Genomic DNA, 24,421 nt, shown 5'->3' on the forward strand with positions numbered 1-24,421 from the left:
GGAGAGGAACCTGATGAGAATCGCTTATGCTAGGGTTTCAACTGATGAGCAGTTACTTGATAGACAACTAGAAGCACTAAACAAGTATGGCCATGATAGATTAATCCAAGAGAAATATACCGGAACTAAAAAAGACCGAGCAGGATTAACCCAGCTCATGGATACAGTACGAGAAGGTGATACCGTTATTGTAGAAGCCATTAGCAGACTAGGGAGAAACACTCTTGATATCCTTACAACTGTCGAGGAGTTAAATAATATGGGTGTTACTTTCGTATCACTAAAGGAAAATATGGATACTTCAACGCCAACTGGAAAAGCTATGTTCTCTATGATGGCAGTAATCAGCCAACTCGAAAGGGACTTAATAGCAGAGCGAACAAAAGAAGGACTAGCAAGCGCAAAGAAACGTGGAGTTAAACTAGGTAGACCTCAACTAGACAATGACAAAATAAGGGTAGCTCTACAGATGTATGACTCAGGAGAATATTCCATCAAGGACATTGTTAGTCAAGTGGGAATATCTCAAGGTAAGCTATATAAAGAGATTAATAAGAGGAAATTACAAGAAGGAACTACGAGATAGGTGACAATTAAGTTGCTGCCTCGTGGTTCTTTTTTATTTGTATACGAGTATGCACCTAACAGTATTCTCGTGTGCGGATCTGATAAGCGGATACGTAAGTTGATACTTGTATGTACGGTTGAGGAGTGCCAGCTCAGATGTACTGCTTGTGTCGTTGCCCTGTATGGCTAGACTCTGTGGTGCCCTCTGATAGTTGCTCTCGTTAGCTGCCTTTCTGTGACCGTTGAGGGGATACTCCTTGGCTCGTCCTCTCTAGCCCCACATATTATAAAGCGGGGGGAGGGTGCGCACGTACGCATGTAGCCTCACAGAGAAAATATACATACAGGAAATCGGTTCCCAGTTAGTTCCCAGTGAGCCAGCCCCCTAGAGCTTTACCTAGTACATTATGTACCAATCAGTTTCCACCTCCTCAGTTTTTTCTAAAAAGTTTTCTCCCAACACCGAGCCTTCTCCCTAGTTCACTATCTACGAGGACGTATATTCTGAGTATTACCTAGGTATTACTATTTTTGGTATTAATGGATATTGTTGTATTTTAGGTGGGGGATGACATATAATTAAAATAAACAAAGGGGGAATATTCATGAGTGACGTAAAATTAACTAATGGGGTAATCAGCCCGAAAGATAAGCGCGATAGTTTAGTTGACAAGGTGGAGGTACTTAGCAAAGTAAAAGAATTACTGTTGCCACCTGAGTTGGAAATGGCTACTCTTCAACAGGTCGCAGATTTTTACGATGTATCAAATAAAGAGATAACTAATCTACTTAGATCTCACAAGGATGAACTTGTTTCAGATGGGTACACGCTTATGAAGGGAAACAAAATAAATTCCTTCTTTCCTAAAATGAAAAGAAGAGGATCATATACGGTAACATCGAGAAATGGAGAGGAGTATACATACTCTAGCAACGAGAACAGATTATTTCCTAAGAGAGCTATCCTCCGAGTAGGAATGCTATTAGGAGGTGACTCTGAAGTTGCCAAAGAGGTTCGTGCTCAACTATTGAATACTGAGGAGAGCGCAGCACAATTATATGTAAATGGATTAGTACTGTGTGGATTATCGTTGAGTTTACTACTAATGAAGCCATTCAATAATCGAGAACAGGTCAGACAAGGGATATAGTTATTGCACTTAAGGTTACACTTGTATAGCGTATCTCATGGGGAGGTAAGAGAGGTACCTGTAAGAATGTAATAAAGGAGTAGACCTCTTCAGTCTAACTCCTTATATCAATCTATAAAGCAATTATTCCTTATCGTGTTTGTTCCACATATCCAACTTGCCATCTTCGAATCTCAGCATAGCAAACTTTATATTGCCTTCACCTTTGTAGATTATGGTTTCTATGTAGCCCTCCTCTTTGTATAGTTCACCTACACCGCCAATCAACTGAGCTACTTCCTCACGAGTCATATCATAATCAAGAGCTTCAAACTCTCCCTCATTAATGTACCCTTGTGATGGCTTGTAGTCCTCGAATGGTGCCTTCGTAGTGGTAGCTTCTTCTTGTGAGCAGGCACCTAATAAGCCAATACTTATAAATAAGGCTCCTAATCCAAAGTGTTTAATCATATGAAATCCCCCTTAGCTTATTCTATTCGCTCTCATAGTTGTCCTATCAATATCAATTGAGGGATTCAGCTATTGGACGTACTCTACAAGTTCCTTACGAGTACCGGCTCTAACAGTGAAACTCAACGATCTCCCTAAAATAGTTCTAATAGATTACTCGTACAGTGTTCTCCATTAGTTTGCCGTCTCATGAGTACACTATTGCTACTAAACTAATGAGTTTAGCTTTAGAGATATATCTGATAGTTAACCAATTAGAAATATCCCTAGAGAAATAAAAAAACTCTAGAGATATACCTATAGAGAATAACTAAGAGTATCCAGCTCAGTAAGAAAAGAAATAAAGAACTACTGAGGAAGCCTAAAGAGAAGTACTAACTGGTAAACCAGTAGTTATAGCTCTTTAGTAATTCTAATTAGTTCTCCTTCTCTGGGTTTTAAGGTATTAAAGATTTTAAAAACAAGAACTATAGGAAATGGCAACCAAAGAGATATATCTCTAGAGTTAAATCTTTAAAGCGTTTCTTTCTCTGTAACGAGATAGGTAAATCTTTAAAGGCACTCTCTAGAGGTATATCTTTTTAGTTTATCTGTCTCAGGTTTTGTATTTATGTTTTGAGAATTAATTAACCTAGAGGTAGGACTATTAGTTTAACTAACTAGGTATAGCTCTAGAGGTGTAACTACTGGGTGTACATGTAGAGTTAGCCGAAAAGTGCCAACCCCTAGCGGAAGCTAGTGATACCAAGGGTTACAGCGATTTTTGAGGTGGCCAAAAAGGTACAGAGTGCCAAAAATAAGCACTTTTTAGAAAGACCTATTGAGGATGGGATCTATGAAGTACTAATGCAGTCCCGTAAGTCAATCACTTAACAGGTGGTACTATTGCACAAGAATGAAAAGCAGAGGGCGATATCAAATAGGATGGAGAATGCGATTAACTAAATTAAACTACTATTTTTACTTGTTTTATTTATATAGAAGGAGATATTTATGTTAAAATAATACAAAAATAGTTAAAATGGGAGTGTAGATAAATGGTCAAACCAGGTACTGTAGTTACATTTGATAGAGTAAAGCAATTCATACATATTGAGTCACTTGGTCAAGGTGGTACTGGAGATACGCATCTCTTTAAAGATGAGACTACTGATATGTTTTTTGCATTTAAAAAGTATGCACCTAAAGACACTAACTATATTAACGAGCATTATGAACGGTTTGTTGATGAAATTAAAATTTTATTTACAATATCCCACCCTAATATTGTAAGGGTTTATAACTATTATTTATACCCTGAAATTAAACTCGGTTATCTTCAAATGGAATATATAGACGGAGTTTCAATTGCTGATTTTAAACCTTTTTTAGGGAAAGGCTGGGAGGAAATTTTTACTGAAACAATATCGGCATTTGAATATCTAGAGTCTAAGAATATATTACATAGAGATATTCGTCCGGCAAACATTTTGATAGATAAACATGAGGATGTTAAGGTTATTGATTTCGGTTTTGGTAAAAAATTAGCAGGACAAGATCGGGATGGGAGAAGTGTTCTTTTGAATTGGCCGGTAACACATTTGCCAAATGAAACGGCTGAGGAAGGGATATATAACCATCAAAGTGAAATCTATTTTGTTGGAAAATTGTTTAGTAATATTATTGGTGAGGGTCTTGCTAATTTTAAATTCAACTATATTATTGATAAGATGATTCGGTTAGATCCTCGTGAAAGATATGTGTCGTTTCGGGACATTTCATTTGATATCTCCCAAGGTGTATTGGCAATAAACTTTACAGAGGAGGAAAAGAGTCTATATAGGGATTTTGCAGAAATGCTTTCAAAATATATAGTAAGCCATACAGATAGATATGAGCCTGTAAGTGACCCTAATATAATAATGAATCGATTATCTACTCTTATTCGAAATAGCTCTCTGGAAACACATATTCAGGATAATAGCAAATTAATAAGTTGCTTTGTCAATAATTATTATACATATAGACCTGCAGTTGATATCCCGCTTTCGATTGTTGTTGATTTTTATCAATGGTTACAACGATTGGAGTCTTATAAACAAAAAATAGTGTTAGATAATATAGATATGAGATTGTCTAGGATAACCATAGAGATAGACTCTAATGATTTACCGTTCTAAAAAATGTCATATGTTTTTTATACGAGAAGGTAAACGAATATAGAAGGGTCCAATTGTATTTTTTAGTACAGCGAAGTATTTCACATCAAAAATTAAACAACTATATTTTAACCCCGTTCGGATTTTTAGGCGGGGTTAAACGTGTTTTAGGTTTTAAAATTAAATAACTTTATTATCATTTTACACGGTCATCTTCGTAATTTCTTAGCTATCGAAGTATAGCTCCTCAGTTTTTCTTTCCTCTGTTTGGACTAATTTTCTACAAATTAATACCATATTATTACCTGAGCTGGCAGCTTGTTAGATCTACTATAAAAAGGAATAGATTACTCAGTCTTGTCTTCTTTCCCCCACATCGATAGCTTACCATCCTCAAATAACAATGTAGCAAACGACATATCGTATTCTCCCTTGTACTGTACAATCTCTACAGGAAAGGCCCGTAGGATTAGCATGAACCTTCGATGTGGCGAGATAGGCTGGTATACGCTATCACTACTATGTATATAGAAGGATAAAAACTAGAGGGCTACCAACTCGCTATGTTATCTATGAAGCAAAAGAAGAGGACACTACACTGGCGCTACTATATGTATGAGCACAAAAACAGAGGGTGCGGAAACGGTACTATATATGAGAAGGAAAAAGAGAGATACCTCACAGTATCGCTACTGTATAGTATAGGAAAAAATACTGGTAGTAGACTACCTACTATATTAGTAGAAAGAATAAATGAGCTTTTCTGTTTGGAGTTTATCTCGTCCCCCTGAGGTAGGCTGCAAAGAGTAACTGCTCTATCCACCTCCTAGCGATCTCGGTGGGATACTACGAGTTATTCACTTCAATGTTAACTCTTGGTTTTACTTATTGTTCATTCTCAATCTCTCCAGATTGGTTTGTTAGCTGGCTTGGTCTTGTCAACCGAGCTGGCTCCCTTTTTGGAGAGAGGATATAACTAATTAAATTATGATATGACATACAACTCAATAGGAGAGGAGGAAAATGGATGACTATCTTGTTTTATATAGACCTAGAGGATATTTGTAAGAAGCATAACAGAACACTTACATGCTTAGCTGAGGAGGCGGGAGTTACACAGGCGACATTATCTAGGGTGAAAGCTACACGATCAATCAACATGAACACACTGAGCAAGATTGCTACAGCTTTACAGATTGAACACCCAGAGAGATTAATCAAAGTAATGAAAGGGTAACGAAAGGGAGCCAGAACAAACGGACAAACCAAGGGAGAGAATGACTAATGAAAAGAAGAGATATCAAACGAGAAAGAACATCTTATAAATTGAGCTTACAAATTAGATTTGCTGAAGAGAACCAAAAGAGAGATCTACTAGTGAGCCAGCACATACAGAGAACAATTAAGGGGGCGACTAAATGAAGAGATACTTCAAGTACATTATTCGGATGAAGTTCATTGGTACTCGCACAGTCCTTAAGAGATACCACCTAGCTCAGGTAACTGAGGGGAAACAGGACAAGCATTCTAGTCTAATGGACAAGACCTATAGTGATTTGTACAACACGAGAGCGACACAACTAATCAGCATTGACTGTCAGGAAATCACCGAGAAGAAATACAACGAATTAAAAATACAATACGAGGAGGCGATCTAATCAACACTTGGGATAAATACTTAGAGTGGAGAAACGGGAAAGGCTACACTGGGTTATCTACTGAGGAGCAATACAACGAGTTTCTATCTCAAGTAGGAGAGCAACCTGAGAGCGAAAAGCTAAACAGAAAAGAACTACACGAGACAAAAGAACTATTCAGCGACCTCACTGTTAAGGACAAGGTAGCACAAACCCTCGAGGCTATCAAATCTCTAGTGACTGTAGGAACGACTATTACCTACGATGATTTAGTTAAGCTAACAGGACAGAGCTTGCGTACAGTTAAAAGACACGTAGAGGAGTTACAGGAGAAAGGTTACTTACATGTTAAACGAGGAGTCCATGCTAACACTTACTACTGGGGTGTTGATATGAGACAGTCAACTACTGAGAAGAAAAAGATTCATTTCATTGATGAGTACAAGTGGGATAACGGAGCAGAGGATATCGCTGGAGAGGTTACAATCCTAGAGGGATCTGATGAACTACACGTTACTATCTGGAATGTGCAAGACTTACTAGATTGCACTCATACGTTTTTACCTGAGGAATCTAGTCTTTCTCATTATTATTATATTACAAATAGACAAGCAAGTAACGTAATTTAAAAAGGGAGCTGGCTAAAATGACAAATAACTTACAGGTATTCGAAAGCGGACTTGGTGAATTAAGAGCGATCAAAGAGGATGAACAAGTGTGGTTTGTCGCTAAGGATGTATGTGATGTACTAGAGTTAACTAACCCTACAGTAGCGCTACAAACACTAGATAGTGATGAACGGTCTAAGTTCAACTTAGGTCGTCAAGGTGAAGCTAACATGATTAATGAGTCAGGTCTATACAGTTTAATCCTAGCTAGTCGCAAACCTCAAGCGAAAGCCTTTAAGAAGTGGGTAACTAGTGAAGTTCTACCAAGTATCCGCAGAGATGGAGGTTACATGGTTGTACAAGAAGAGGAAACCGAGGAGGACTTGATAGCAAGAGCACTTATCCTAGCTCAGAAGTCGCTACAGAGGAAGACAAAACAACTAGAACAAGCCAAGAAGACAATTGAATTACAAGCTCCAGCAGTTGAATATCACGATAAAGTATTAAATATCGAAGGCTACATGACTATAGATGAGACGGCTAAGGAGTTAGGTCTCAGAAGTGCCCAGCAGCTAAACCAAATGTTGAAAGACAAGAAGGTTATCAAGCGTTCAAGTAGAGGCTCATGGTTACACCGAGCAGGATATGAATACTTGAAGGAAGGCTACATCAATTACAAGCCTATCGAGAAGAAGAAACTACAGATGCTTGTTAGTCAGAAAGGCGTCAAAGAGTTTGCTAGACTGTTAGACATTATTTAATCCCCTAACCTTATTGCTTCACAGGCTACCCCTTAGCCGACTCAATACAAACTAAACCCAAACCAAAAGGAGAGATTTTATTATGATGAACTCAATTAAAAACTTATTAGCAGGTACTACAAAGGTTAAAACTACAGAGCAAGCACAGAAGGAAATCGACAAGTTACAAGCTCAAGAGAATGAACTACAGAGCCAGCTATCTCAGTCTCAATCAGAGCAAACTAAAGTAAGTAAGGCTCTAGAGATTGTAGAAGCTTCATTGATTATCGATGAGACAGACAAGAACGCTCTAGCTTCTCAGAAGAAAGCACAAGCCAAACTAGAAGCACTATCTAAGCAGATCGCTGGGACAGGAGAAAAGTTATCAGAGATTAGTTCTAAGAAGCAAGCAGCCATCAGAGAGCTTTACCGTTCTCGAGGGGAAGTAGCACGTAAGCATAACGTGAAAGCTCGCCGAGATGATACTGCTGTCAAACGATTCAATAAAGCATTCCAATTGGAATATCCGTATGGCTTAGATACTAAATACGAACAGCATTTAGACTTAGGAGTCGAGTACGGACTAGGTGCCATTGATAGCTTAGATCCCCGTAGTGAAGACTGGAAGTTCATTGTAGGATTAATGAACGAGGACACTGCTGAGGGAGACAAACAAGCCGAGGTGATCGCTAGGGAGTTAGAAGAAGCTATCAAAGGTGTATTCGCTAAGAATAACATTGAGTTAAACGAACAAACGTTGATTAACCTGTCTCGAATCTAATCTAAGCAGGCTGCCTACGTTTTGTAGGTAACCTTCATTTTGAAGGTTACTATATAGAGTTGGATGCTGAGCCGGTAACTGCTGAAGTCATTACGATGGAGGTTGCTAGCTCGGTAGATCGACTCCACCAGAGATTAACACCAAGGGTGAACAGTCACCATTCAAAAGGTGACTTTCTTATAAGTAAACTAAAGGAGGTAACTAGATGAATGTATTACAGAAGTTCAAGGAGTCAGGACAGCTAGCAGAATCTTTCTCAGCTAACTCTGACGGAGACTTAATCAAAGAAGCTGAATTGTTTTCTACCGGTACACACCGAGGCAGGAACTACACTGAGTCAGACCTACAGGCGCTTGCTGAATCGTTTAACCCCGAGAAGAGCGTACCTGTTCAGTTAGACCACTCAGAAAGCGTAAAGGACACAGTAGGATTCCTCGAGAGCGTATCTGTCAAAGGTGGTAAGCTACTAGGTAAATTAAGAATTGTAGAGGAAGATATCAAGAAAAGGGTAGCTAACAAGCTAGCTAAAAAGGTGTCGATCTCCTTCTATACCAACTCCACAGGCAAACCCACAAAGCTACGTGAGGTATCTATCGTAGCATTCCCTCAAGTTAAAACGGCTCAAATGTTCAGTGAGCAACTACCTCAATTGAATGAACGCCAGCAAGAACTATACGAGAAGGCTAAGGAATTTCAACTCAAGATGAGATTCCGAGAGCTACAAGCTCAAGTAGAAAAGAACAAACTCAAACTAGAACAGGCTAAGCGGGAGTTGGCTCAGGAGAAAGAACTGACTCGCTTAGCTGAAGAGAAGGAGGACAAAGAAGAATATCAAACCTATATGGACAAGCTCAACGGTAAAGTAGTTCACAAGTTTGATTCTAAAGAGGACGAGCAGTACTACAAAGAGTATATGTCTAGCTTAGGTATAGGACACAGGAGGTTATAACATGGGTAGATTACCTTCACAACTTAAACCTCTTCCAGAAGGACTGAGGGAACGTACCAATGAGATAAGAGACAGACTTATGGGTGGTGACCTCAGTAGAGAATCTGTGGAGATGGTGGTCATCAAAGAGGAACTACAAAAGAATACTCACATTTGCGGAGCTATCATGAAAAACAGAGTGTGTACTACTAAGCCAATTAACGAGAAGAACCTACGCTGTGGGTGGCATGGCGGTAAATCTACAGGAGCTAACACTGAGGAGGGAAAGAAAATGAGAGATGCAAACTTGAAGAAGGGACACGAAAAGACAATCCATGGAATTTACTCCCGTAAGTTCCGTGAGGAGTGGACTGAGAAGGAGCAAGCTTTTTACGATAACACTTGGATTTACTACAAGGAAAATTACGACTTGGAGCCGCTAGATGAGGTAGCGTTAGATCGCTTCCTTATTAATAGTATCAAAGCTATGCGAGTTGACTCTGTGGGTATGAACTACGCAACCAACTTAAAGGTTAGCCTAGTGGACTTTGAAGGAAAAGCAATTCGTCAGGCTGAGACTCTAGGACTTAACCGAAAGTATCGTAAGAGTCGTGACAATTCGGATAACCCTAGTGGGGTAGATCTAACAGTGTTATTCGATGGAATGGACGGTAATTAAATAAAAAACTTATGAGGACGATAACCACCTAGTTACTAACGAGCTAGGTTTATTTGTCGTTCTCATAGGTCACATACAAGGGTGGTGATTACAATTGACGCCGATGATCGAGCCTCAGCCACGTTTAGACACACCTCGTCAGAAGCTAAGAAGATGGCAGCAATCATAGGAGTCCCAGGAGGCGGCTAGAACCATTTTAGTATCGTTCTATAGAGATACTATGCAGGAAACGGTTGATAAGCACACTTCAGGGGGCAAAGTGCTAGATGTAACTGTTAAGAGTATTAGTGAGCTGGAATATAAAAGAGAAGCCTTTAAGCCGCACAACAAAATAAAAGAGATGAACAGAAAGAGAGGAAAATAATATGAACAAATATATTAAAGTAGCTGTTGCTTATAAGTTTAAACCTGAGGGGGAAATATACAAACAAGCACACTATAGAGAGGTAACACCTGAGGAAGATATCCAGCAAGTTAAAATTAATGTGTTACACATGTTTAGCGAGCTGTTTGATAAGTTGACCTACCTCGAGGGGGTTAACGTTACTGAGGTGAGTGAGGTGGAATACCAAGCAGGTAGGGTAGAGGAAGAGGCTGAATTGAGATTCCTCCAGCAGATAACACTGGATGGTCGTGTCTCGTGAGTAGAACGATTAATTCAACCTTATTCATGTGGCTGTTAGTATATGATAGTTATTCGTGAGGTAGTAATCCTAAGTTACCTCTTTAGTTTTACCTAGAAAGATAAGTCTTGGAGTAGATAGTTTTTGGATTATTAAGAGTATAAAAAATATTATTCTGTAAAATTAATTTTCTGTGGTAAAATATTCTATATAAATATTTAAAGGGGAATGGCTATGGGGGATATAAAAGTTACTCCTGAACAGTTGAGAAAAGTGGCAGGGACTATTAGATCAACTATCACGAATGCAACTGTAACACAGGAGCGACTAAAAAGAGATATTGATATGATTTCTAGTAATTGGTTAGGCTCAACTTATATGAAATTTAATATGGATTTCCGGGATTCATCTTTTAAGATGGCGCAATTTATAACTATATTAGAACCTCTTGAGAAGTTTCTTCTTGATTCTGCTAATAAATTCGAACAGGTAGATAATATGGATGTTGCTATTGCGATGGCTTCCACCATTTTAACAGGAAAACCTTTTAAAGGGGATTATGAAACTTTCGTAGGAAAAACAGATTTTTCTACAGATGGTAAGTTAATGATTAAGGGAGAAGGAAGTATATTTAAAGGGGAATTTGAACTTGCTGAAGGAACTAATTACGGCATTAAAGCAGGAAATGGACTTTTTGAAGGAAATATACCATATACATTTAAAACCATTTCTGAAGATATAGTTCAAGGAAACCTTATAGGAGCGAAGTTTGAGGCGAATGCTTTAGACCACTCTTCCTCTAAAAAACTTCCCTTTGCAGAGGATTTAACAGTTACACAAAAGTTCTTAAATGGATCTTATGTATTCGGAATAGATCAATATACTTTTAAAAATGATTATGAATTAACAGCACATAAGTATGAAGTAGTTCTTAATAAAATTGAGATTCCGGATTATATCCCTTTCTTAGGTGACTATGATATTACACTAAAAGGTGAATATGGGTTTGGATATGGTTACAAAGTCCATTTAGGACAAGAGACCGGGGGGTATGCGACAGCACCTAATGGTCATGGAGGAGGATTCTTTTTTAAACTTGATAAAGACAAAAAGGAGTAAAAGTATGTTCAGACAAGGACGGTTTATGATTATTATTGGTACTATGGTACTTGTTATTGCAGGGTGGTTTTTCCCATTTAATTTATGGCAGAAATTATTTTTCAGTATTGCTATGATTGGCATTGGGATGTTGGCATATGGAAGTTCAATATTATTTGACCGTTTAGCTAAAAAATTTACAAATAGAGGAGAATAAATACCTATGAAACTATTTCCAATTGGAACAGTAGTTAAACTAGAAGAGGTAGAACCAATTATTATGATTATTGGAAGAATGGTTGTATCAGCAGATAAACGTGATTTTGATTATATAGGCGTACCTTACCCAGTTGGCTATTTAGGTGAGGAAAAAGTATTATGCTTTAATCACGATAAGATTGTGGAAGAAATGCATAGAGGGTATATGACTGAGAGTGAATTAGTTCTACGTGAGAAATTAGTAAAAATATAAAAGAAGAGATTAATACAGAGTTGGTAGGAGCAGGGAGAAATCCTTGCTTTATTTATTTTGAAGAAAGATGAGGGGATCTAATGAGGTTTTCTTCCTTGAAAGTTGGCTATCTCGGGGTTGATATTGAATCGAAGGGGATGGTTAGAGGATTTGTGCTGGATAAACAGCAAGTTTGTGAGCTATCTAATTGGTTTCAACGAGTGCACAAACTGTAATTTCAATTACCGTAATGGGTAACCCTGAGGAGGAAAACAAAAGAGCTGGCCTATTAGAGTCAGCTCGCTAGTTATTACAGGTTAACATTCATAATGATAACCTGTACAGCTTGAACCTGTGGAGTTAAAAATTCTTCCCAGTTAATTCATCTAGATTAAAACTAAGAGTTTTAGAGATTTTGCCAGCTCGTAAGATAACTACATACGTAACACCTAGTTGGAATGTATCTACTTTGCACACTTTATTAGTAATACGAGTTAGTGAGTCTTGGAAGTTAGATACTAGAGTATCAATCTCCTCCATAACCATATCGAATTTAGTTGGTTGAATAGTGTTTGTTGTCATAATAATTTCTCCCTTTAGTTTTTATTTATTTACACGAGATAGGTAATACTTACAGGTGTACAATCATGAGTGAAACGATGTAACCGGCTGCGTAAAGAAAGGTAGTACTGCCGCCAGCTACCAAGGTTGATTTAACCCATTCTTTAAGTTTCAACGTATTCGCCTCCTGTGGAGTCGAACCTTTACAGCTATTCCTGCTCGTGATACCATAGGGAGGAAAGAGCCTTATAGGTTCGACTGAATTGCGTAGCCTTGTTCGGTATACTCGCCAAAGTATAACTACCGAGTAGGGCTATTTTGTTTTGTGTAGTTTTAGATTAGTCAGTTAGCTTCTTGCCAGCATACATACGAGTTAGCATTTTATCGATCTTATTAGCTTTATCTACAGTGTTAATCTTGTTGAGTTGATTAAAAGCTGTATAAAACCTCTTAGCATCCTCGATGGACTCCAGCTCATAGAAGTCTTTGACTTTACCGTAAAACTTCTGTTGTTTACTTTCCAATAGTCTTGCTCACCCCGTTCCCTGAGTGGCTTAATTACATCTTAGTAAAAAGTTCTAGAACCGTCAACTATTAATTTTTGTTTTTTTAAAATATTTTCGGGATTACGCTTAAAACAGGGAGGATATCATAATGTAACCCTATCGAACTCGCACAGCTGGTTTGTAATCTGTAGGTGCAAATATATAGCTTGATTGCTTATGACTCCTTACGAGGGGATCTGAGAGAGTGTTCCCCCTGAGGTGGCATCTCAGTAGGCACATCAATGAGTATAAGACGTTTAGAAAATTGTATAAACCCGAACGGGAACCCAATCAGTTAACCCCTTAGTGTGTAATCAAGAATAAACCTAATAGCACCAACTCAAGGGTTAATACTGAGGAGGGAAAAAATAAAATAAGCCATCCGTTCGGACAGCTCATTTACATAATTATCGTTATTGGAAGTTCTACGGATTATTCTTCGTCTACAGGTTTTGGAATTGGATGGGCATATCATATATAGAATCCCAAATGTAAATCCCCTTCATAGTTTTCTGAATATTATGGGAGGATGTAAATACTGTGAACACTGTATATTTAGTGTTTAATTGACCTTATAATAAAAAAAGCGCGCTAAATTGAATTGAAAGGTGCAAAAACATGATTACAAATCAACAATTAGTAATAAATAATTTAGAAGAAAAATTAAAAGTATTTACTCATACAGTTAGTGGAGAACTTATAACAGAAGAAGATTTCGTCATAGCAAATACAGGAATTCCTACTGATACATTCAATGTAGTAGTACCGAAATCTCCAAGTATCAAAAATGCAGCTAAGATTAGACATGGAATTAATAATTTTTCTCATAAAAAATATCCTTTTAGTATTTGGATTGATGCTCAGTATTTAACCGAGGATTGGACAAAACTTATGCAGGAATATGATCTAAAAGAAGCGGAACGTAATGTAATGATGAAACTTGAAAATACTCTTAATGTTGGTCAAAGAAATTCCCATCAGCTTATGATTACTAATGTGAAAGATAATGAAGAGCTTTTAAAATATATAGAGGTATTCATGAGCTTATTTGAAGGTACACCAGAAAAAGATGCATTAAAAAGTTATTTTAATAAGTTTTCACAAATGAAATTAGGTTCAGAAGTTCAAATGTTTATTGGATGCATAGATGAAATGCCTGTAACTACTGGTTTATTAATAGAAAGCAAAGATAGTTATGGTATTTATGATGTGATGACAAAAGAGCAATTTAGAGGTAAAGGAATTGGCAGTGAAATGTTTCAATTTCTTCTAACTCAAACAAAGGATAAACAAAAAGCAGTTGTATTACAGGCATCAGATGATGGGGAAAATATCTATAAGCGATTTGGGTTTATAGATGTGGGAGAAATGGTTGTATTTGAATAAGGGGTTTTCTTATTAAGCTAAAAGTGTGTTTTGATCAATCTTTGTTCAAAACACACTTTTTCTTTTTGTTTGTTTATCAATGTTATTTGTCTTAATAATTCCGTAGTGTACAAAATTTGCGTTATATTGGTGAGATCGCAAACATAACATGTGGACTGCATATTATATTCATGTAGGGTTAACATAACGTCCTATTATGGGTAGCAAGAACAAGGGGGCTCCTACTCTCAAAAGGAATCCGCCTTTTTCTTTTTCTATAATTCTATGCAACTTTTTATGCATTTACATCTTAGCGTAGGTTTTAGGGTTCTCGTTTGTTACTAAAGTAGCCGAAAAACTGTATAAATCATGTATGCTCTTAACGTGGTCTTTCCCCGAAATGCTGGCGATTCCCCCTAATAGTGTGTGCTCCTCCTCAGATTAATCTTGTAGGAAATTGAAAAGTTTATTCTTCAGTTTTCTTTGCTCAACAGACATCATCTTTGAGAGAACGCCAAATAAATAACCTTTGAAGTCTTTTCTAATGTTGTTCATCTTAAGAGCAAATACAGATTGTTTGAACGCTGAGATCGCCACCTCAGTTGTATCAACTAAGTCAGGTGCATACTTGCTTGCAGCCAATTTAACCTTACCCCAAATAGCATATATCTCCTTAGCTGTACCAAAGAAGGGGGATACTGCATTGATAAATTCCATAGGTACACATGAGTTAACCAAATAAGATGAATCTAAATCATCCAGTTCAACAGGTGCGCTATTACGTATCTTTAATTCTTTAGAGCTTTTAGTTTTAGTTGTAATGGATTCGTTCTCGTGAGATGGCTCGTCAAGTTGCTCAGGAGTAGGCTCTACAGCTTCCTTGCAAGGTGCCAACTCATGGTGACGTTCAAAGGGATTAATTACACAGATGAACGCTGAATAGCCACCTCTAACAGGTTTAAACTGTTTAATACGAGTAATGATTCCTAATTCACTGAAACGCTTAAGAGCACGCTGAATAGAACGCTTAGAGTATCCTGTTAGATCAGCTAACGTGTTATTCTTCAAATATGAAACTCCCACGAATTTACATGAGTAGTTTGATAACTTTAGAAGTATCACTCGTTCGCTGTCTTTTAAGTTATATTCCTTAAGAGTAGAATCAATAGTTTTGTCCATCTCGGCAACAGACTGAAAGCTTTCATATTGTCTTAACTTCTTCATATTCTTTTCCTCCTATATGAGAAGGAACATCTCTTGAGCTAGTACCAGTAAGCATGATACAATAGCAAACAAGAAAGCTCCTTCGAGTTTTCTTCCAAGAGAGAACCCTGTCAGGTCGCCAAACTAGAGCAGGGTTCTCTTTTTATTTATCTTAAAAGTCGAACCTATTGAGAGGGTTATACTTATCGTTGGATTCAGCTAACGAGTTACCGAAAGCATGTAAGTAAACCTCAGTAGTTCTTATCTGAGAGTGATGCATCAGCTTACTCAAGGTGTATATATCCATGCCAGCTCTCAAACAGTTACTCGCATAGGTGTGCCTAAACATGTGAGCTGTAGTTTTGAATCCCACCCTATGAGATAGCCTAGTGAACATTAATTTGACAGCATTCACTGTGAGTGGGCTACCTCTGTGGTCATTAAACACATGAGCAGGCATCTTAATGTAGTACTTCTCGCAGAATAATCTCCACTCGTGCAACTCCCGAGCTACCTTATCCGTTAACGGAGTAGACAGGCTCTTACGATTCTTTCCAAAGATAGTGATAGTCTTATTGAGTAAATCTACGGAGTCCCACCTCATGGATACCAGCTCGCCTAGTCTTATGCCTGTACCAGCGAGGACGACTATTACGGTATGCCCTCTGTAGCTATACAACGTGTTCTCCCGAGAACGCATCCTCCTGTAATATCTAAGCATCTGTTTTATCTGTTCATCGGAGTAAACCTTGATAGTCTTGTCCGTCTTAGCAGGCTTAATTTTGTTAGTAGGATTGCTGCGGATCTCTATAATGTCCTCATCCTCTAGGTACCTAAAGAATGTCTTTAAGTGCTGGAGCTTACCATTACGAGTGACCACTGTGTTTCCTCTCTCCTTGGAACAGTAGAGGAGGTAGCTCTTTATAACTGGTGGAGTAACATCCTCTACGTTAATAATGTCCTTATCAGTAACGAGCCAGCGAGAAAACTCATTGAGTGTATCTCCGTAGCTCTGTATCGTTCTCGGTGCTAATCCACTAAGCTCCTTATCCTCTAGGTAATCCTTTATCATGAACCTAAATAATGCCATTTCGTTTCCTCCTTGAGTACACATAAAAAGACCACCTCTACAGGTCGCTCTCATAATTGAGATAAACCTATAAAAGTGGTCACTTGTGAGGATATTGTTTCTGTCATAGACAACCATTCAACATAACCTTGTGAGGCTTGTCCTACCTCGGGTGAATTAACTCGCCTGTACAATCCTTGTTTCTTATGAGTGGTCGGATGAGGCATTGGACGCACGAGTGAAAGAAGGTACAGAAATTGAATTTTGTGCGGACTGTATAAAAAAAGAGTTCAGTGAAAAATCAAGAAATATTCAAATTCTTCCGCCGTCCTTAACCTTTCAGAAACAACTTGAATTAGACCTTGGTGATGTGACATGTGTGTTAGAGCATGTGGGCGGAGACCATTCACATGACTCTGTTGTTATTTATATTAAAGAAGAAAAGATTTTGTTTTTAGGAGACTGTATATATGCAGATATCTTTTCTGCAAAGCGGAACTATACAACGAAACGAACGTTTAAACTGATACAAGAATTAGAGAAATTTGATGCCGAGACCTATATTCTTTCACATGGGGAAGCTATAGATCGAAATGAATTTTTACGAGAGATTCGTTTATTAAAAACAGTAGGAACTTATACGGAAACTCATAAAGGCGATGAAGAGAAGATAAAGGCAGCATATAAACAAGAACTAGATAGAGAATTAAATGAAGATGAGCTAGAAACAATAACGTACTTTGTAAATGGTTATGAAATGGTTAATCTGTAAAACCTAACTCTAAATCAATTGATGCTTGTTCTGACCAAATGCAATGTAACTGCACAAAAAGAGTATTGAAAATTAATTCAATACTCTTTTTAATAATTAAATATTTAGTCCCAACCAATTTCTAAATTTCTTTGCTGGCTCATCAACTGGGTTTATACGGCTTTCAACACTGGTTGTGATTAGCAGCTTTTTTAGCTAATTCAGTAATATATTCAAAGAATGCATCACGTTTTACATCATAAATGACATTTACTGGTCTTCCGTTAGCAGTTTCCACTGTACGTCCTTGGCTGGGTCCGTATGTATGAACGATACTAGTAATCGTTTTTGTTTTTGCAAGATCAGCTTTCCCAACAAACGCAGCAGTTAATACATCCCACAAATAGTAGGTAGAGTTAGTTGAAAAGTGAACGAGAGGGGGGACCATCGCATAACATTGACCAAGGAAATCAACACCAATATACTTACGCTCTTTTGCCCACTGTTCACGTATGTCTATAGTTAGCGGAACCTGGTTTGTACTTTCTAGAGTTACTAAATCAATGATTATATTAGCATTCCAAACACGAGCTACTGCTTCGGGATCCCAAAATGAATTCCACTCGGCTGTTCCGTCATGTTCTGGCTCATGTACATTGCCTGCAGTACGAAATGTACCGCCCATCCAAACGAGACGTTCAATTTTATCTTCGATTATTGGAGATTCATATAGTGCACGAGCAAGGTCAGTCAGGGGCCCTGTAAATAATAAAGTTGTTTTTCCATCAGTTTGTAGAAGAGTCTCTATTATATGATGATGTGCAGGTTTTTTTGATGCAGGTGTAACAACTTTCCCAAACTCATTTAAAATTGGTAAAGCATCTACATAAAATGCATGCATCCGCCATTCTTTTGGAAATGGGTTTTTTCCACGAGAGTTGGACGCTGCTACCTCAATATTATTTTTGCCGAAGCGATCTATAATTTTACGACTGGCAGACATTGCTGGTTCTAAATAACAATCTGCAGGAATAACTGAAACACCTGTAAGTTCTATATTTTCCATCTGGAGTAGTAAAAATAGTGATATTAAATCATCTACACCACCATCATGATTGAAGTACACTTTTTTCATCATTTTAATCTCCATTCTTTAAAATTTAACCAGGAATTAAATTTTAATTGATGAAAAATCATCAATAATTTCCACCACTTCAATTCTCCCATTAATCAGTAACTCAGGAAGTTCATTTCTAACGTTTCCTTTCCAATACTCTCTAGCTTGTTCCATTTTTTGAGCGAAAGGAATACCATCTTCTTTCGGCAAAAGGTTTCCATCACCTTCAAAAGAACTTCCGATTACTCGTAGTTTAACAATCTGCAAAACTTCTCGATTATAAGAATCAAATAGCGCTTTCCATTTCAAAGCATCCTCATAGCTTTTGGAAGCATATAAGCAAGACAACCTTGAGGGATATTCAGGAAATTCTTGCAGTCTAACCATTTCTACAATAGTTTCTCTAACCGCTCTAATTGTTTGATCTATATAATTCAGAACTACTTTAGCATTTTCATTATTTATATGTAATTCCTCATTGATATAATGCCTTTTTAAAATTTGAATGGAGTCTTCATCATTAGAATTTAATTGTTCTCTTTCAAAAAAGAAGTGATAGAGGGTATTAGTTTGATTTTTGTCAAAGTGAATGATTTGTCCGATACTCATTGTTTTCCTTGTAACGATGTGATATGCGTAAAATTCTGCTTTATTCACGGTTATCCTCCTAGTAGTAATTATCATATAATTCAATATTAAATTTAATAATTCAACATCAAAATATGTAAAACCTTTGTAAGTAAAAAGTTATAAAGTGGGAGGATTGGAGTGAAGAGTGGAAGAAATGCACGTAAACGCTTTAAAAATGTTCACAAAATGTTCACTTACGAAGGAGTTTCCAATATCGATATAATGACAAAGACTCAAAGAGAAGGGATGATGAAAATTGCCAACAACAAGAAAGGAAAACCTCCAATTTGGTATGATGATGTGCCTCGGGATGGTTATCGTTATGACGTTTTACAATTTATTAATGAATGGAGCAGGAGGGCCAATTCATATTAAGGAGATCGCATTAGAACTAATAATTGGATTTATTATTGCGCTATTAATTGAAATATGTATCGTAGGACCGTGTGCGAAAAAGATTGTATTTGCATTACCATTTGATAAATCAAAAAAAGTAAACATGATTATTGCGATGGCAACAACAATGGTAATCGGAATGGTATTCTTTATGTCATTTTACGGAATGGCTATGATGTATTTACATAATGGGTTACATGGTGACTCATTCGCTTCAATTTATTTCTCGATTTTCATTAAAAATTTCATTATGGCGTACCCACTTCAATTAATAATAATGGGACCTCTTGTACGTTTCTTATTTGGAAAGTTTGTTTTGAAGAATAAAGCTGTTAATGTAGCGTAGTTTTAATTACTAAAATATTATATATGGATTAAATATTTTAAACACATCTCACATATTTTGAGATGTGTTTTTTCGTGTACATTACTAATTATTTTCATATCGATGTGACATTTGTCCTTTTGTCATTGTAGTATTGTAGCTTTTAATTAAATCATAGATAGAAGATTAGGAGATGATTTTTTTGAAAGGTATTTTACTTTCAGTTTTTGGAGGAGTATTCATTACACTTCAAGGTACGTTTAATGCGAAACTTAGTTCAGATATCGGTATATGGTCGACGAGTATTATGACGCATTTAATTGGGTTTCTTATTGCAACAACTATATTTTTGTTAAAGAAAGAAGAGAAAGTAACGGATTTAAAGGGTGTAAAAAAAGTATATTTAGCAGCTGGCGCACTTGGTGGGTTGATTATTTGTGCGGAAACAATGGCGATATATTCAATGGGAGTTACATTAACAGCTGGAACACTTATGGTTGCTCAATTATTAACAGCTACTGTTATTGAAATGAAAGGATTATTTCATATAAAAAAGATACAAATGGAGAGATACCATATTGTGGGGACAATAGTAATGATTTTAGGTATTTTTGTGTTTAATATGTAAGGAAAGAAGGGACTGTAAGTGGATAATAAATCAAACTTAATTATTCAATATTTGAAAGCTTATAATATACTTGAAATTTTTTCAGGAATAAGTACTGACAATTTTCAAGTAAATCATTTTGAAAAAGGCAAGCTTATTTGCGATAAAGATGATGAAATTCATCGTTTATATTTTGTTATTAAAGGAAAAGTAAAAGTTTACACGATTACACCAGAAGGAAAGAAACTAATCCTTCGCTTTATCAATCCATTAGCAATTGTTGGTGATATTGAATTAATACAAAATAGCAAAGCACATAATGTTGTTGAAGCTTGTTCAGATGTTGTAGCAATCTCCATTTCTAATACAGTTATTAGAAATAAGTTATTACATGATCCTATATTTATGAAGTTCTTGCTTGAAAACATTGCGAACACGTTAAAAATATCGACTCGTTTTACAGCTCTAAATTTACTTTATCCGGTAGAAGTACGTGTAGCTAGTTATTTACTTTCGATTTCAACGGATAGTAATGGGAATATGTATAAAGAGGATTTAGATTCAACTTCTGTATCAAGTATTGCAGATTTTATAGGTGTAAGTTATAGGCATGTAATTCGAGTTTTACAAAAATTTTATAGTGAAAAATTAATTGAAAAGAATAATGGAGTTATTGTAATTAAAGATTTTTCTAGAATGAAGGAAGTTGCTAAAGATAATATATATGAGTAATGAAAGGGAGAGAAGGATTATGATTGGATTTAGTTTAGCTATATTAGCTGGAATATTAATTAGCTTACAATCTGTTTTTAATACGAAAGTGAATGAAATTGTAGGACAGTGGTTAACAACTGCATGTGTTCTTGGAATAGGTCTCATAAGTTCTGTTTTATTTCATATCATTACAGAGAAAAGTATAAGCGTTAACTTTTATACTGCAAATTATTTATTTTATATAAGTGGATTGTTTGGTATCGGATTAATTATTTGTATAATGGGTGCAATAAAGAGTTTAGGTCCAGCTTATACGGTGCTCATTAGCCTTATTACTCAATTAGTTGTTGCATTATGTGTTGATACATTTGGATTGTTTGGAATGGAGAGAGTACCTATACAAATAAATAAATTAATTGGTATAGGTCTATTAATTGTAGGGGTAGGAATTTTTAAAAATTTTTTTTCGAATAAGAAAGCTATTACTATAAATGAGGATAGGGCCTAAAGAATTTAAAGGAAAAAGGTGTTAATAATTAGAACATATACATTTAGGTGGTAGTAAATGAGCGATAAGGAGAGAAAATAAGTGATTCAGTACATGTTGGAAGATGGTGTACATTATATTATGAGTGCAGTGACATAACTAGGAGGTTTCCACTATGACAGCTTTATTTAAAGCTATGGAGTTCCAGCTGAAAACTGAACGACTTGATCTTAGTATGTGGGAGGAATCCGATTCAGTCTGGATGAGAAAATTAATTGGCGAACGTGGTGTGGATATGCCAACCCTTGACGCCGTTCGTAGCATGCTTATAGAGATGCGTAAGAGAGCAGGCGAAAATGGCATTTCCCTTCTCACTATTCGCCGACGAGACGAAGGTGATTTCATTGGATACTGTGGCTTGATTATCGGTCGTTCCACACTGGAAGAGCCGGAGATCGCATACGAGTTGTTCCGCAGTGCTCATGGCAAAGGCTATGCGACTGAGGCAGCATCTGTTGTGCTGGACGCTGCGATTGCTACGGGGCGCCACAGACTTTGGTCGACTGTAGGCGCTTGGAATGTTGCGTCCTTCCGGGTGTTAGAAAAGATAGGATTTAAGAGGCATCACAGTACGTGGGACGAGCGCGGTGAGATTGTTTGGAACGTACGCGACCTTTAGAAATCCCGGACCTAACTCGAAACTATTGAAAAGGAGAAGAGGTCATTAGTTTGGGCAAGAATCCAGATAAAGATAAAATAACTGATTTATAATTCAAATAGTGACAAACTATAACTGAAGCATGTCCTCGAAAGCGGAGTGTTGCCTTCGCACCGAGGCTATGCCCTCCCCCAAAAACCAATCGAACGTTTCAAGTTATATATCTTTATTATACTGATTAAACTAAATATCTATTGTTTACTTATGTAAATAAAAAAGGATAGTTAGCCCTCATAATGGACTAACTATCCTATAGATTATTATATGAATTTAATAAAATCGAGGTCTTCTTTTATATATGATTAATATATAAGCTATAGATTTATCATTTTTCAAACCGTATATGAACGAACTTCAACATCTTTATTAAATTTACAATCCGCATCATAATTCGTGTACTTCCATCCCAATCTTTATTTGTAGGTATATGTTTAAAGAAAGGGGAGCAGCTTAATATTTTTATGTTAGAAGACCACTTTTCTATTGTCTTTGGATTATTTACGTAAAAATACATCATAGCGCCGTTATTACCAGATTTTTTTACAGTAGCATTCGAAAGTGTCAGTGCGAACTTTGATTCGGCATCAAAATATAACTCTCCTCCAGGAAAACGTTTTGCCATAGCGACAAATATCTCCTTCAGTTCTTCTTCTTTAAAGTAATAAAACACACCTGCTGATATAAAAAGAATACCGTCTTTTGGATCATATTTTATATCGTTGAACCAAGAAGTGTCAAAAAATGATTTGGCAATGCTAATATTTCGTGGTGTATCTTCAATTAATGTTTTGCGGAAAGCGATCGCATCAGGCAAATCAAGGTTATACCACTGTATAGTACCGTTATCAATTCTTGAAAAAGTAGTGTCTAGTCTAGAACCGATATTTACTATAGTAGCATTCGGATGTTTTCTAATAAATTGTTTAATAGTATCGTCTATTTTTCTTGCACGGGTAATGTAAGTGATACATCCATATTCGCCAAATGTATCTGCTATTTTAGAGAAATCAAAGTCGCATTCTTTAATAATCCGAATAGCTTCCGTATCATCTAAAATATCCTTGTTTTTCTCACTACCATATGCTCGTCCCCATAGTGGAATAAGCATAGTACTTTGAACTGATTGTAAATCTATTTCTTTAACCATGAAACGTCCTCCATTTAATAATAAAAAAATATCATATATATATGATTAGTCGTTATTTAGCATTTTTGATAGCATTTTATTTGTTTTATACAGTCCGTAAGTTAAATCACGTTGATCTTCTTCACTGAGTTTTTCAAGATTACTAGTGAAATTATTATAAATTTGTTTCCATCTTTCATAATGTACTTTTTCAGCTTTATCTGTTAAGGAAATTAAAACAGCTCGTTTATCTACTGTATCTTGTTTTTTTACAATGTATCCGTTTTGCTCTAAATTACGAACGGTTACACTTAATTGTTGTTTAGGTATGTTTAAATAACTAGCAATCATTTTTAAATTTACAGCGACTTTTTGCTGGGCAATATACTCAATTATGTGTTGCTCTAAATGTGTAAATTCAGTGGATTTCTCTGATAATAATTTAAAAGTACCTGACATATTTAATAATAAATTCATGTATTCGTTTATTAATTCTTTATTAGTCATTATTTTTCGTGTCCTTTATCAATTTAGTAATTATTTTATTACTATTTTTACTTAAAATCAAATAATAACATTGATATTAGTAATTGTTTATTTACTAATATCAATGTTATTTAAATCGTGAGAGATACAGTAGTGGAAAAGTTAAAGTTTTTTTATGAGAGGAGAATAGAAATATTATAAAATATTACTTTATACATAAAAAACTAATGAAGCTAATGTCTTTTTCAGATATTATGCTGTAAATAATTTTATGGTAAAATCTTTTACATAATGAAATAAAGGGGTAGTATTCTATGGGTTATTTCTCAAATAGTTTATTAGTTTTGTTTGTTCTTATCGTATGTAGCTGTATGATTTTTGGTTGATAATATAATGATGGATTGATATAAAAGAAGGTATCTCACAAAGATGAGATACCTTCTTTTTCTTATAATTGTAATTTAGATTCA

Annotated in this window: 28 protein-coding genes and 1 pseudogene; 21 read left to right on the plus strand and 8 right to left on the minus strand. The window is 36.2% G+C overall.

The genetic code is table 11. From position 1 onward, the window contains the following. Positions 1-13 precede the first annotated feature (13 nt). Both MKY70_RS12175 and MKY70_RS12180 read left to right on the plus strand, forming a co-directional pair. Positions 14-586, plus strand: coding sequence for a recombinase family protein (locus MKY70_RS12175; RefSeq protein ID WP_078175535.1), 573 nt, complete (start codon positions 14-16; stop codon positions 584-586). A gap of 586 nt (positions 587-1,172) precedes the next feature. Next, on the plus strand, positions 1,173-1,718 hold the full coding sequence (locus tag MKY70_RS12180) for a hypothetical protein (protein WP_341024391.1): 546 nt from the start codon (positions 1,173-1,175) through the stop codon (positions 1,716-1,718). Between the two features lie 123 nt (positions 1,719-1,841). Here MKY70_RS12180 and MKY70_RS12185 read toward each other — a convergent pair whose 3' ends face one another. Continuing rightward, a complete protein-coding gene (locus tag MKY70_RS12185; protein ID WP_341024393.1) occupies positions 1,842-2,168 on the minus strand; it encodes a hypothetical protein in 327 nt (108 codons plus the stop codon). 1,037 nt (positions 2,169-3,205) lie between these two features. Here MKY70_RS12185 and MKY70_RS12190 point away from each other — a divergent pair. The 11 genes from MKY70_RS12190 (at position 3,206) to MKY70_RS12240 (ending at position 11,872) form a co-directional block, all read left to right on the plus strand. After that, positions 3,206-4,327, plus strand: coding sequence for a protein kinase family protein (locus MKY70_RS12190; RefSeq protein WP_341024395.1), 1,122 nt, complete (start codon positions 3,206-3,208; stop codon positions 4,325-4,327). Between the two features lie 1,006 nt (positions 4,328-5,333). Then, positions 5,334-5,543, plus strand: coding sequence for a helix-turn-helix domain-containing protein (locus MKY70_RS12195; protein WP_328070191.1), 210 nt, complete (start codon positions 5,334-5,336; stop codon positions 5,541-5,543). Between the two features lie 636 nt (positions 5,544-6,179). Then, entirely contained in the window at positions 6,180-6,572 is a 393-nt protein-coding gene (locus MKY70_RS12200; RefSeq protein WP_341024397.1) for a winged helix-turn-helix domain-containing protein, read from the plus strand. Positions 6,573-6,589: 17 nt separating this feature from the next. Continuing rightward, positions 6,590-7,312, plus strand: coding sequence for a BRO family protein (locus MKY70_RS12205; RefSeq protein ID WP_341024400.1), 723 nt, complete (start codon positions 6,590-6,592; stop codon positions 7,310-7,312). An 82-nt stretch (positions 7,313-7,394) separates the two neighbouring features. Further along, a complete protein-coding gene (locus tag MKY70_RS12210; protein WP_341024402.1) occupies positions 7,395-8,072 on the plus strand; it encodes a hypothetical protein in 678 nt (225 codons plus the stop codon). A gap of 205 nt (positions 8,073-8,277) precedes the next feature. After that, the gene (locus tag MKY70_RS12215) at positions 8,278-9,021 is read left to right on the plus strand and encodes a hypothetical protein (protein ID WP_341024403.1); all 744 of its coding nucleotides are present in this window, start codon (positions 8,278-8,280) and stop codon (positions 9,019-9,021) included. 166 nt (positions 9,022-9,187) lie between these two features. Then, positions 9,188-9,679: an HGGxSTG domain-containing protein gene (locus tag MKY70_RS12220; protein ID WP_341024405.1), complete on the plus strand. Its 492-nt coding sequence runs from the start codon at positions 9,188-9,190 to the stop codon at positions 9,677-9,679. Between the two features lie 365 nt (positions 9,680-10,044). Then, positions 10,045-10,323, plus strand: a complete 279-nt coding sequence (locus MKY70_RS12225) for a hypothetical protein (protein WP_341024407.1) — start codon at positions 10,045-10,047, stop codon at positions 10,321-10,323. Between the two features lie 213 nt (positions 10,324-10,536). Then, the gene (locus tag MKY70_RS12230) at positions 10,537-11,421 is read left to right on the plus strand and encodes a WXG100 family type VII secretion target (protein ID WP_098167294.1); all 885 of its coding nucleotides are present in this window, start codon (positions 10,537-10,539) and stop codon (positions 11,419-11,421) included. 4 nt (positions 11,422-11,425) lie between these two features. Beyond that, positions 11,426-11,617, plus strand: coding sequence for a hypothetical protein (locus MKY70_RS12235; RefSeq protein ID WP_098167295.1), 192 nt, complete (start codon positions 11,426-11,428; stop codon positions 11,615-11,617). A gap of 6 nt (positions 11,618-11,623) precedes the next feature. Beyond that, a complete protein-coding gene (locus MKY70_RS12240; protein WP_098167296.1) occupies positions 11,624-11,872 on the plus strand; it encodes a DUF4176 domain-containing protein in 249 nt (82 codons plus the stop codon). A gap of 339 nt (positions 11,873-12,211) precedes the next feature. Here the strand turns inward: MKY70_RS12240 and MKY70_RS12245 are convergent, their stop codons facing one another. Further along, positions 12,212-12,433, minus strand: a complete 222-nt coding sequence (locus MKY70_RS12245; RefSeq protein WP_341024413.1) for a hypothetical protein — start codon at positions 12,431-12,433, stop codon at positions 12,212-12,214. A 1,142-nt stretch (positions 12,434-13,575) separates the two neighbouring features. Between MKY70_RS12245 and MKY70_RS12250 the strand changes: the two genes are divergently transcribed. After that, a complete protein-coding gene (locus tag MKY70_RS12250; protein ID WP_341024415.1) occupies positions 13,576-14,343 on the plus strand; it encodes a GNAT family N-acetyltransferase in 768 nt (255 codons plus the stop codon). Positions 14,344-14,763: 420 nt separating this feature from the next. Here MKY70_RS12250 and MKY70_RS12255 read toward each other — a convergent pair whose 3' ends face one another. Beyond that, entirely contained in the window at positions 14,764-15,546 is a 783-nt protein-coding gene (locus MKY70_RS12255; protein ID WP_341024416.1) for a helix-turn-helix domain-containing protein, read from the minus strand. Positions 15,547-15,697: 151 nt separating this feature from the next. Beyond that, positions 15,698-16,615 (minus strand): tyrosine-type recombinase/integrase, encoded by a 918-nt coding sequence (locus tag MKY70_RS12260; RefSeq protein ID WP_098776487.1) that lies wholly within the window; start codon positions 16,613-16,615, stop codon positions 15,698-15,700. A gap of 175 nt (positions 16,616-16,790) precedes the next feature. On the opposite strand from MKY70_RS12260, the pseudogene MKY70_RS12265 reads away from it, so the two are divergent. Continuing rightward, positions 16,791-17,366 (plus strand): annotated as a pseudogene (locus tag MKY70_RS12265) (MBL fold metallo-hydrolase); the annotation flags it as partial. Positions 17,367-17,529: 163 nt separating this feature from the next. On the opposite strand, the gene MKY70_RS12275 reads toward MKY70_RS12265, so the two are convergent. Both MKY70_RS12275 and MKY70_RS12280 read right to left on the minus strand, forming a co-directional pair. Further along, a complete protein-coding gene (locus tag MKY70_RS12275; RefSeq protein ID WP_088032936.1) occupies positions 17,530-18,483 on the minus strand; it encodes a nucleoside hydrolase in 954 nt (317 codons plus the stop codon). Positions 18,484-18,516: 33 nt separating this feature from the next. Next, positions 18,517-19,119 (minus strand): DUF2441 domain-containing protein, encoded by a 603-nt coding sequence (locus tag MKY70_RS12280; protein ID WP_078422461.1) that lies wholly within the window; start codon positions 19,117-19,119, stop codon positions 18,517-18,519. A 111-nt stretch (positions 19,120-19,230) separates the two neighbouring features. On the opposite strand from MKY70_RS12280, the gene MKY70_RS12285 reads away from it, so the two are divergent. The 6 genes from MKY70_RS12285 (at position 19,231) to MKY70_RS12310 (ending at position 22,300) form a co-directional block, all read left to right on the plus strand. Continuing rightward, entirely contained in the window at positions 19,231-19,467 is a 237-nt protein-coding gene (locus tag MKY70_RS12285; RefSeq protein ID WP_232301881.1) for a hypothetical protein, read from the plus strand. Next, complete coding sequence (locus tag MKY70_RS12290) at positions 19,385-19,834, plus strand: DUF2798 domain-containing protein (protein WP_229180808.1); 450 nt, start codon at positions 19,385-19,387, stop codon at positions 19,832-19,834. Before MKY70_RS12285 ends, MKY70_RS12290 begins: the two co-directional genes overlap by 83 nt. Positions 19,835-20,015: 181 nt before the next feature. Next, positions 20,016-20,441: a DMT family transporter gene (locus MKY70_RS12295; protein ID WP_002127319.1), complete on the plus strand. Its 426-nt coding sequence runs from the start codon at positions 20,016-20,018 to the stop codon at positions 20,439-20,441. Positions 20,442-20,459: 18 nt separating this feature from the next. Continuing rightward, a complete protein-coding gene (locus MKY70_RS12300) occupies positions 20,460-21,152 on the plus strand; it encodes a Crp/Fnr family transcriptional regulator (protein WP_088032939.1) in 693 nt (230 codons plus the stop codon). A gap of 19 nt (positions 21,153-21,171) precedes the next feature. Beyond that, positions 21,172-21,642, plus strand: coding sequence for a DMT family transporter (locus MKY70_RS12305; protein ID WP_002127321.1), 471 nt, complete (start codon positions 21,172-21,174; stop codon positions 21,640-21,642). A gap of 154 nt (positions 21,643-21,796) precedes the next feature. Continuing rightward, positions 21,797-22,300: a GNAT family N-acetyltransferase gene (locus tag MKY70_RS12310; protein ID WP_002012819.1), complete on the plus strand. Its 504-nt coding sequence runs from the start codon at positions 21,797-21,799 to the stop codon at positions 22,298-22,300. 364 nt (positions 22,301-22,664) lie between these two features. Here MKY70_RS12310 and MKY70_RS12315 read toward each other — a convergent pair whose 3' ends face one another. Both MKY70_RS12315 and MKY70_RS12320 read right to left on the minus strand, forming a co-directional pair. Continuing rightward, entirely contained in the window at positions 22,665-23,486 is an 822-nt protein-coding gene (locus MKY70_RS12315) for a class I SAM-dependent methyltransferase (protein WP_088032941.1), read from the minus strand. 45 nt (positions 23,487-23,531) lie between these two features. Beyond that, positions 23,532-23,972, minus strand: a complete 441-nt coding sequence (locus tag MKY70_RS12320; RefSeq protein ID WP_050000737.1) for a MarR family winged helix-turn-helix transcriptional regulator — start codon at positions 23,970-23,972, stop codon at positions 23,532-23,534. Positions 23,973-24,421 lie beyond the last annotated feature (449 nt).

Source organism: Bacillus sp. FSL R9-9492 (assembly GCF_038007365.1).
Lineage (GTDB): Bacteria > Bacillota > Bacilli > Bacillales > Bacillaceae_G > Bacillus_A > Bacillus_A mycoides.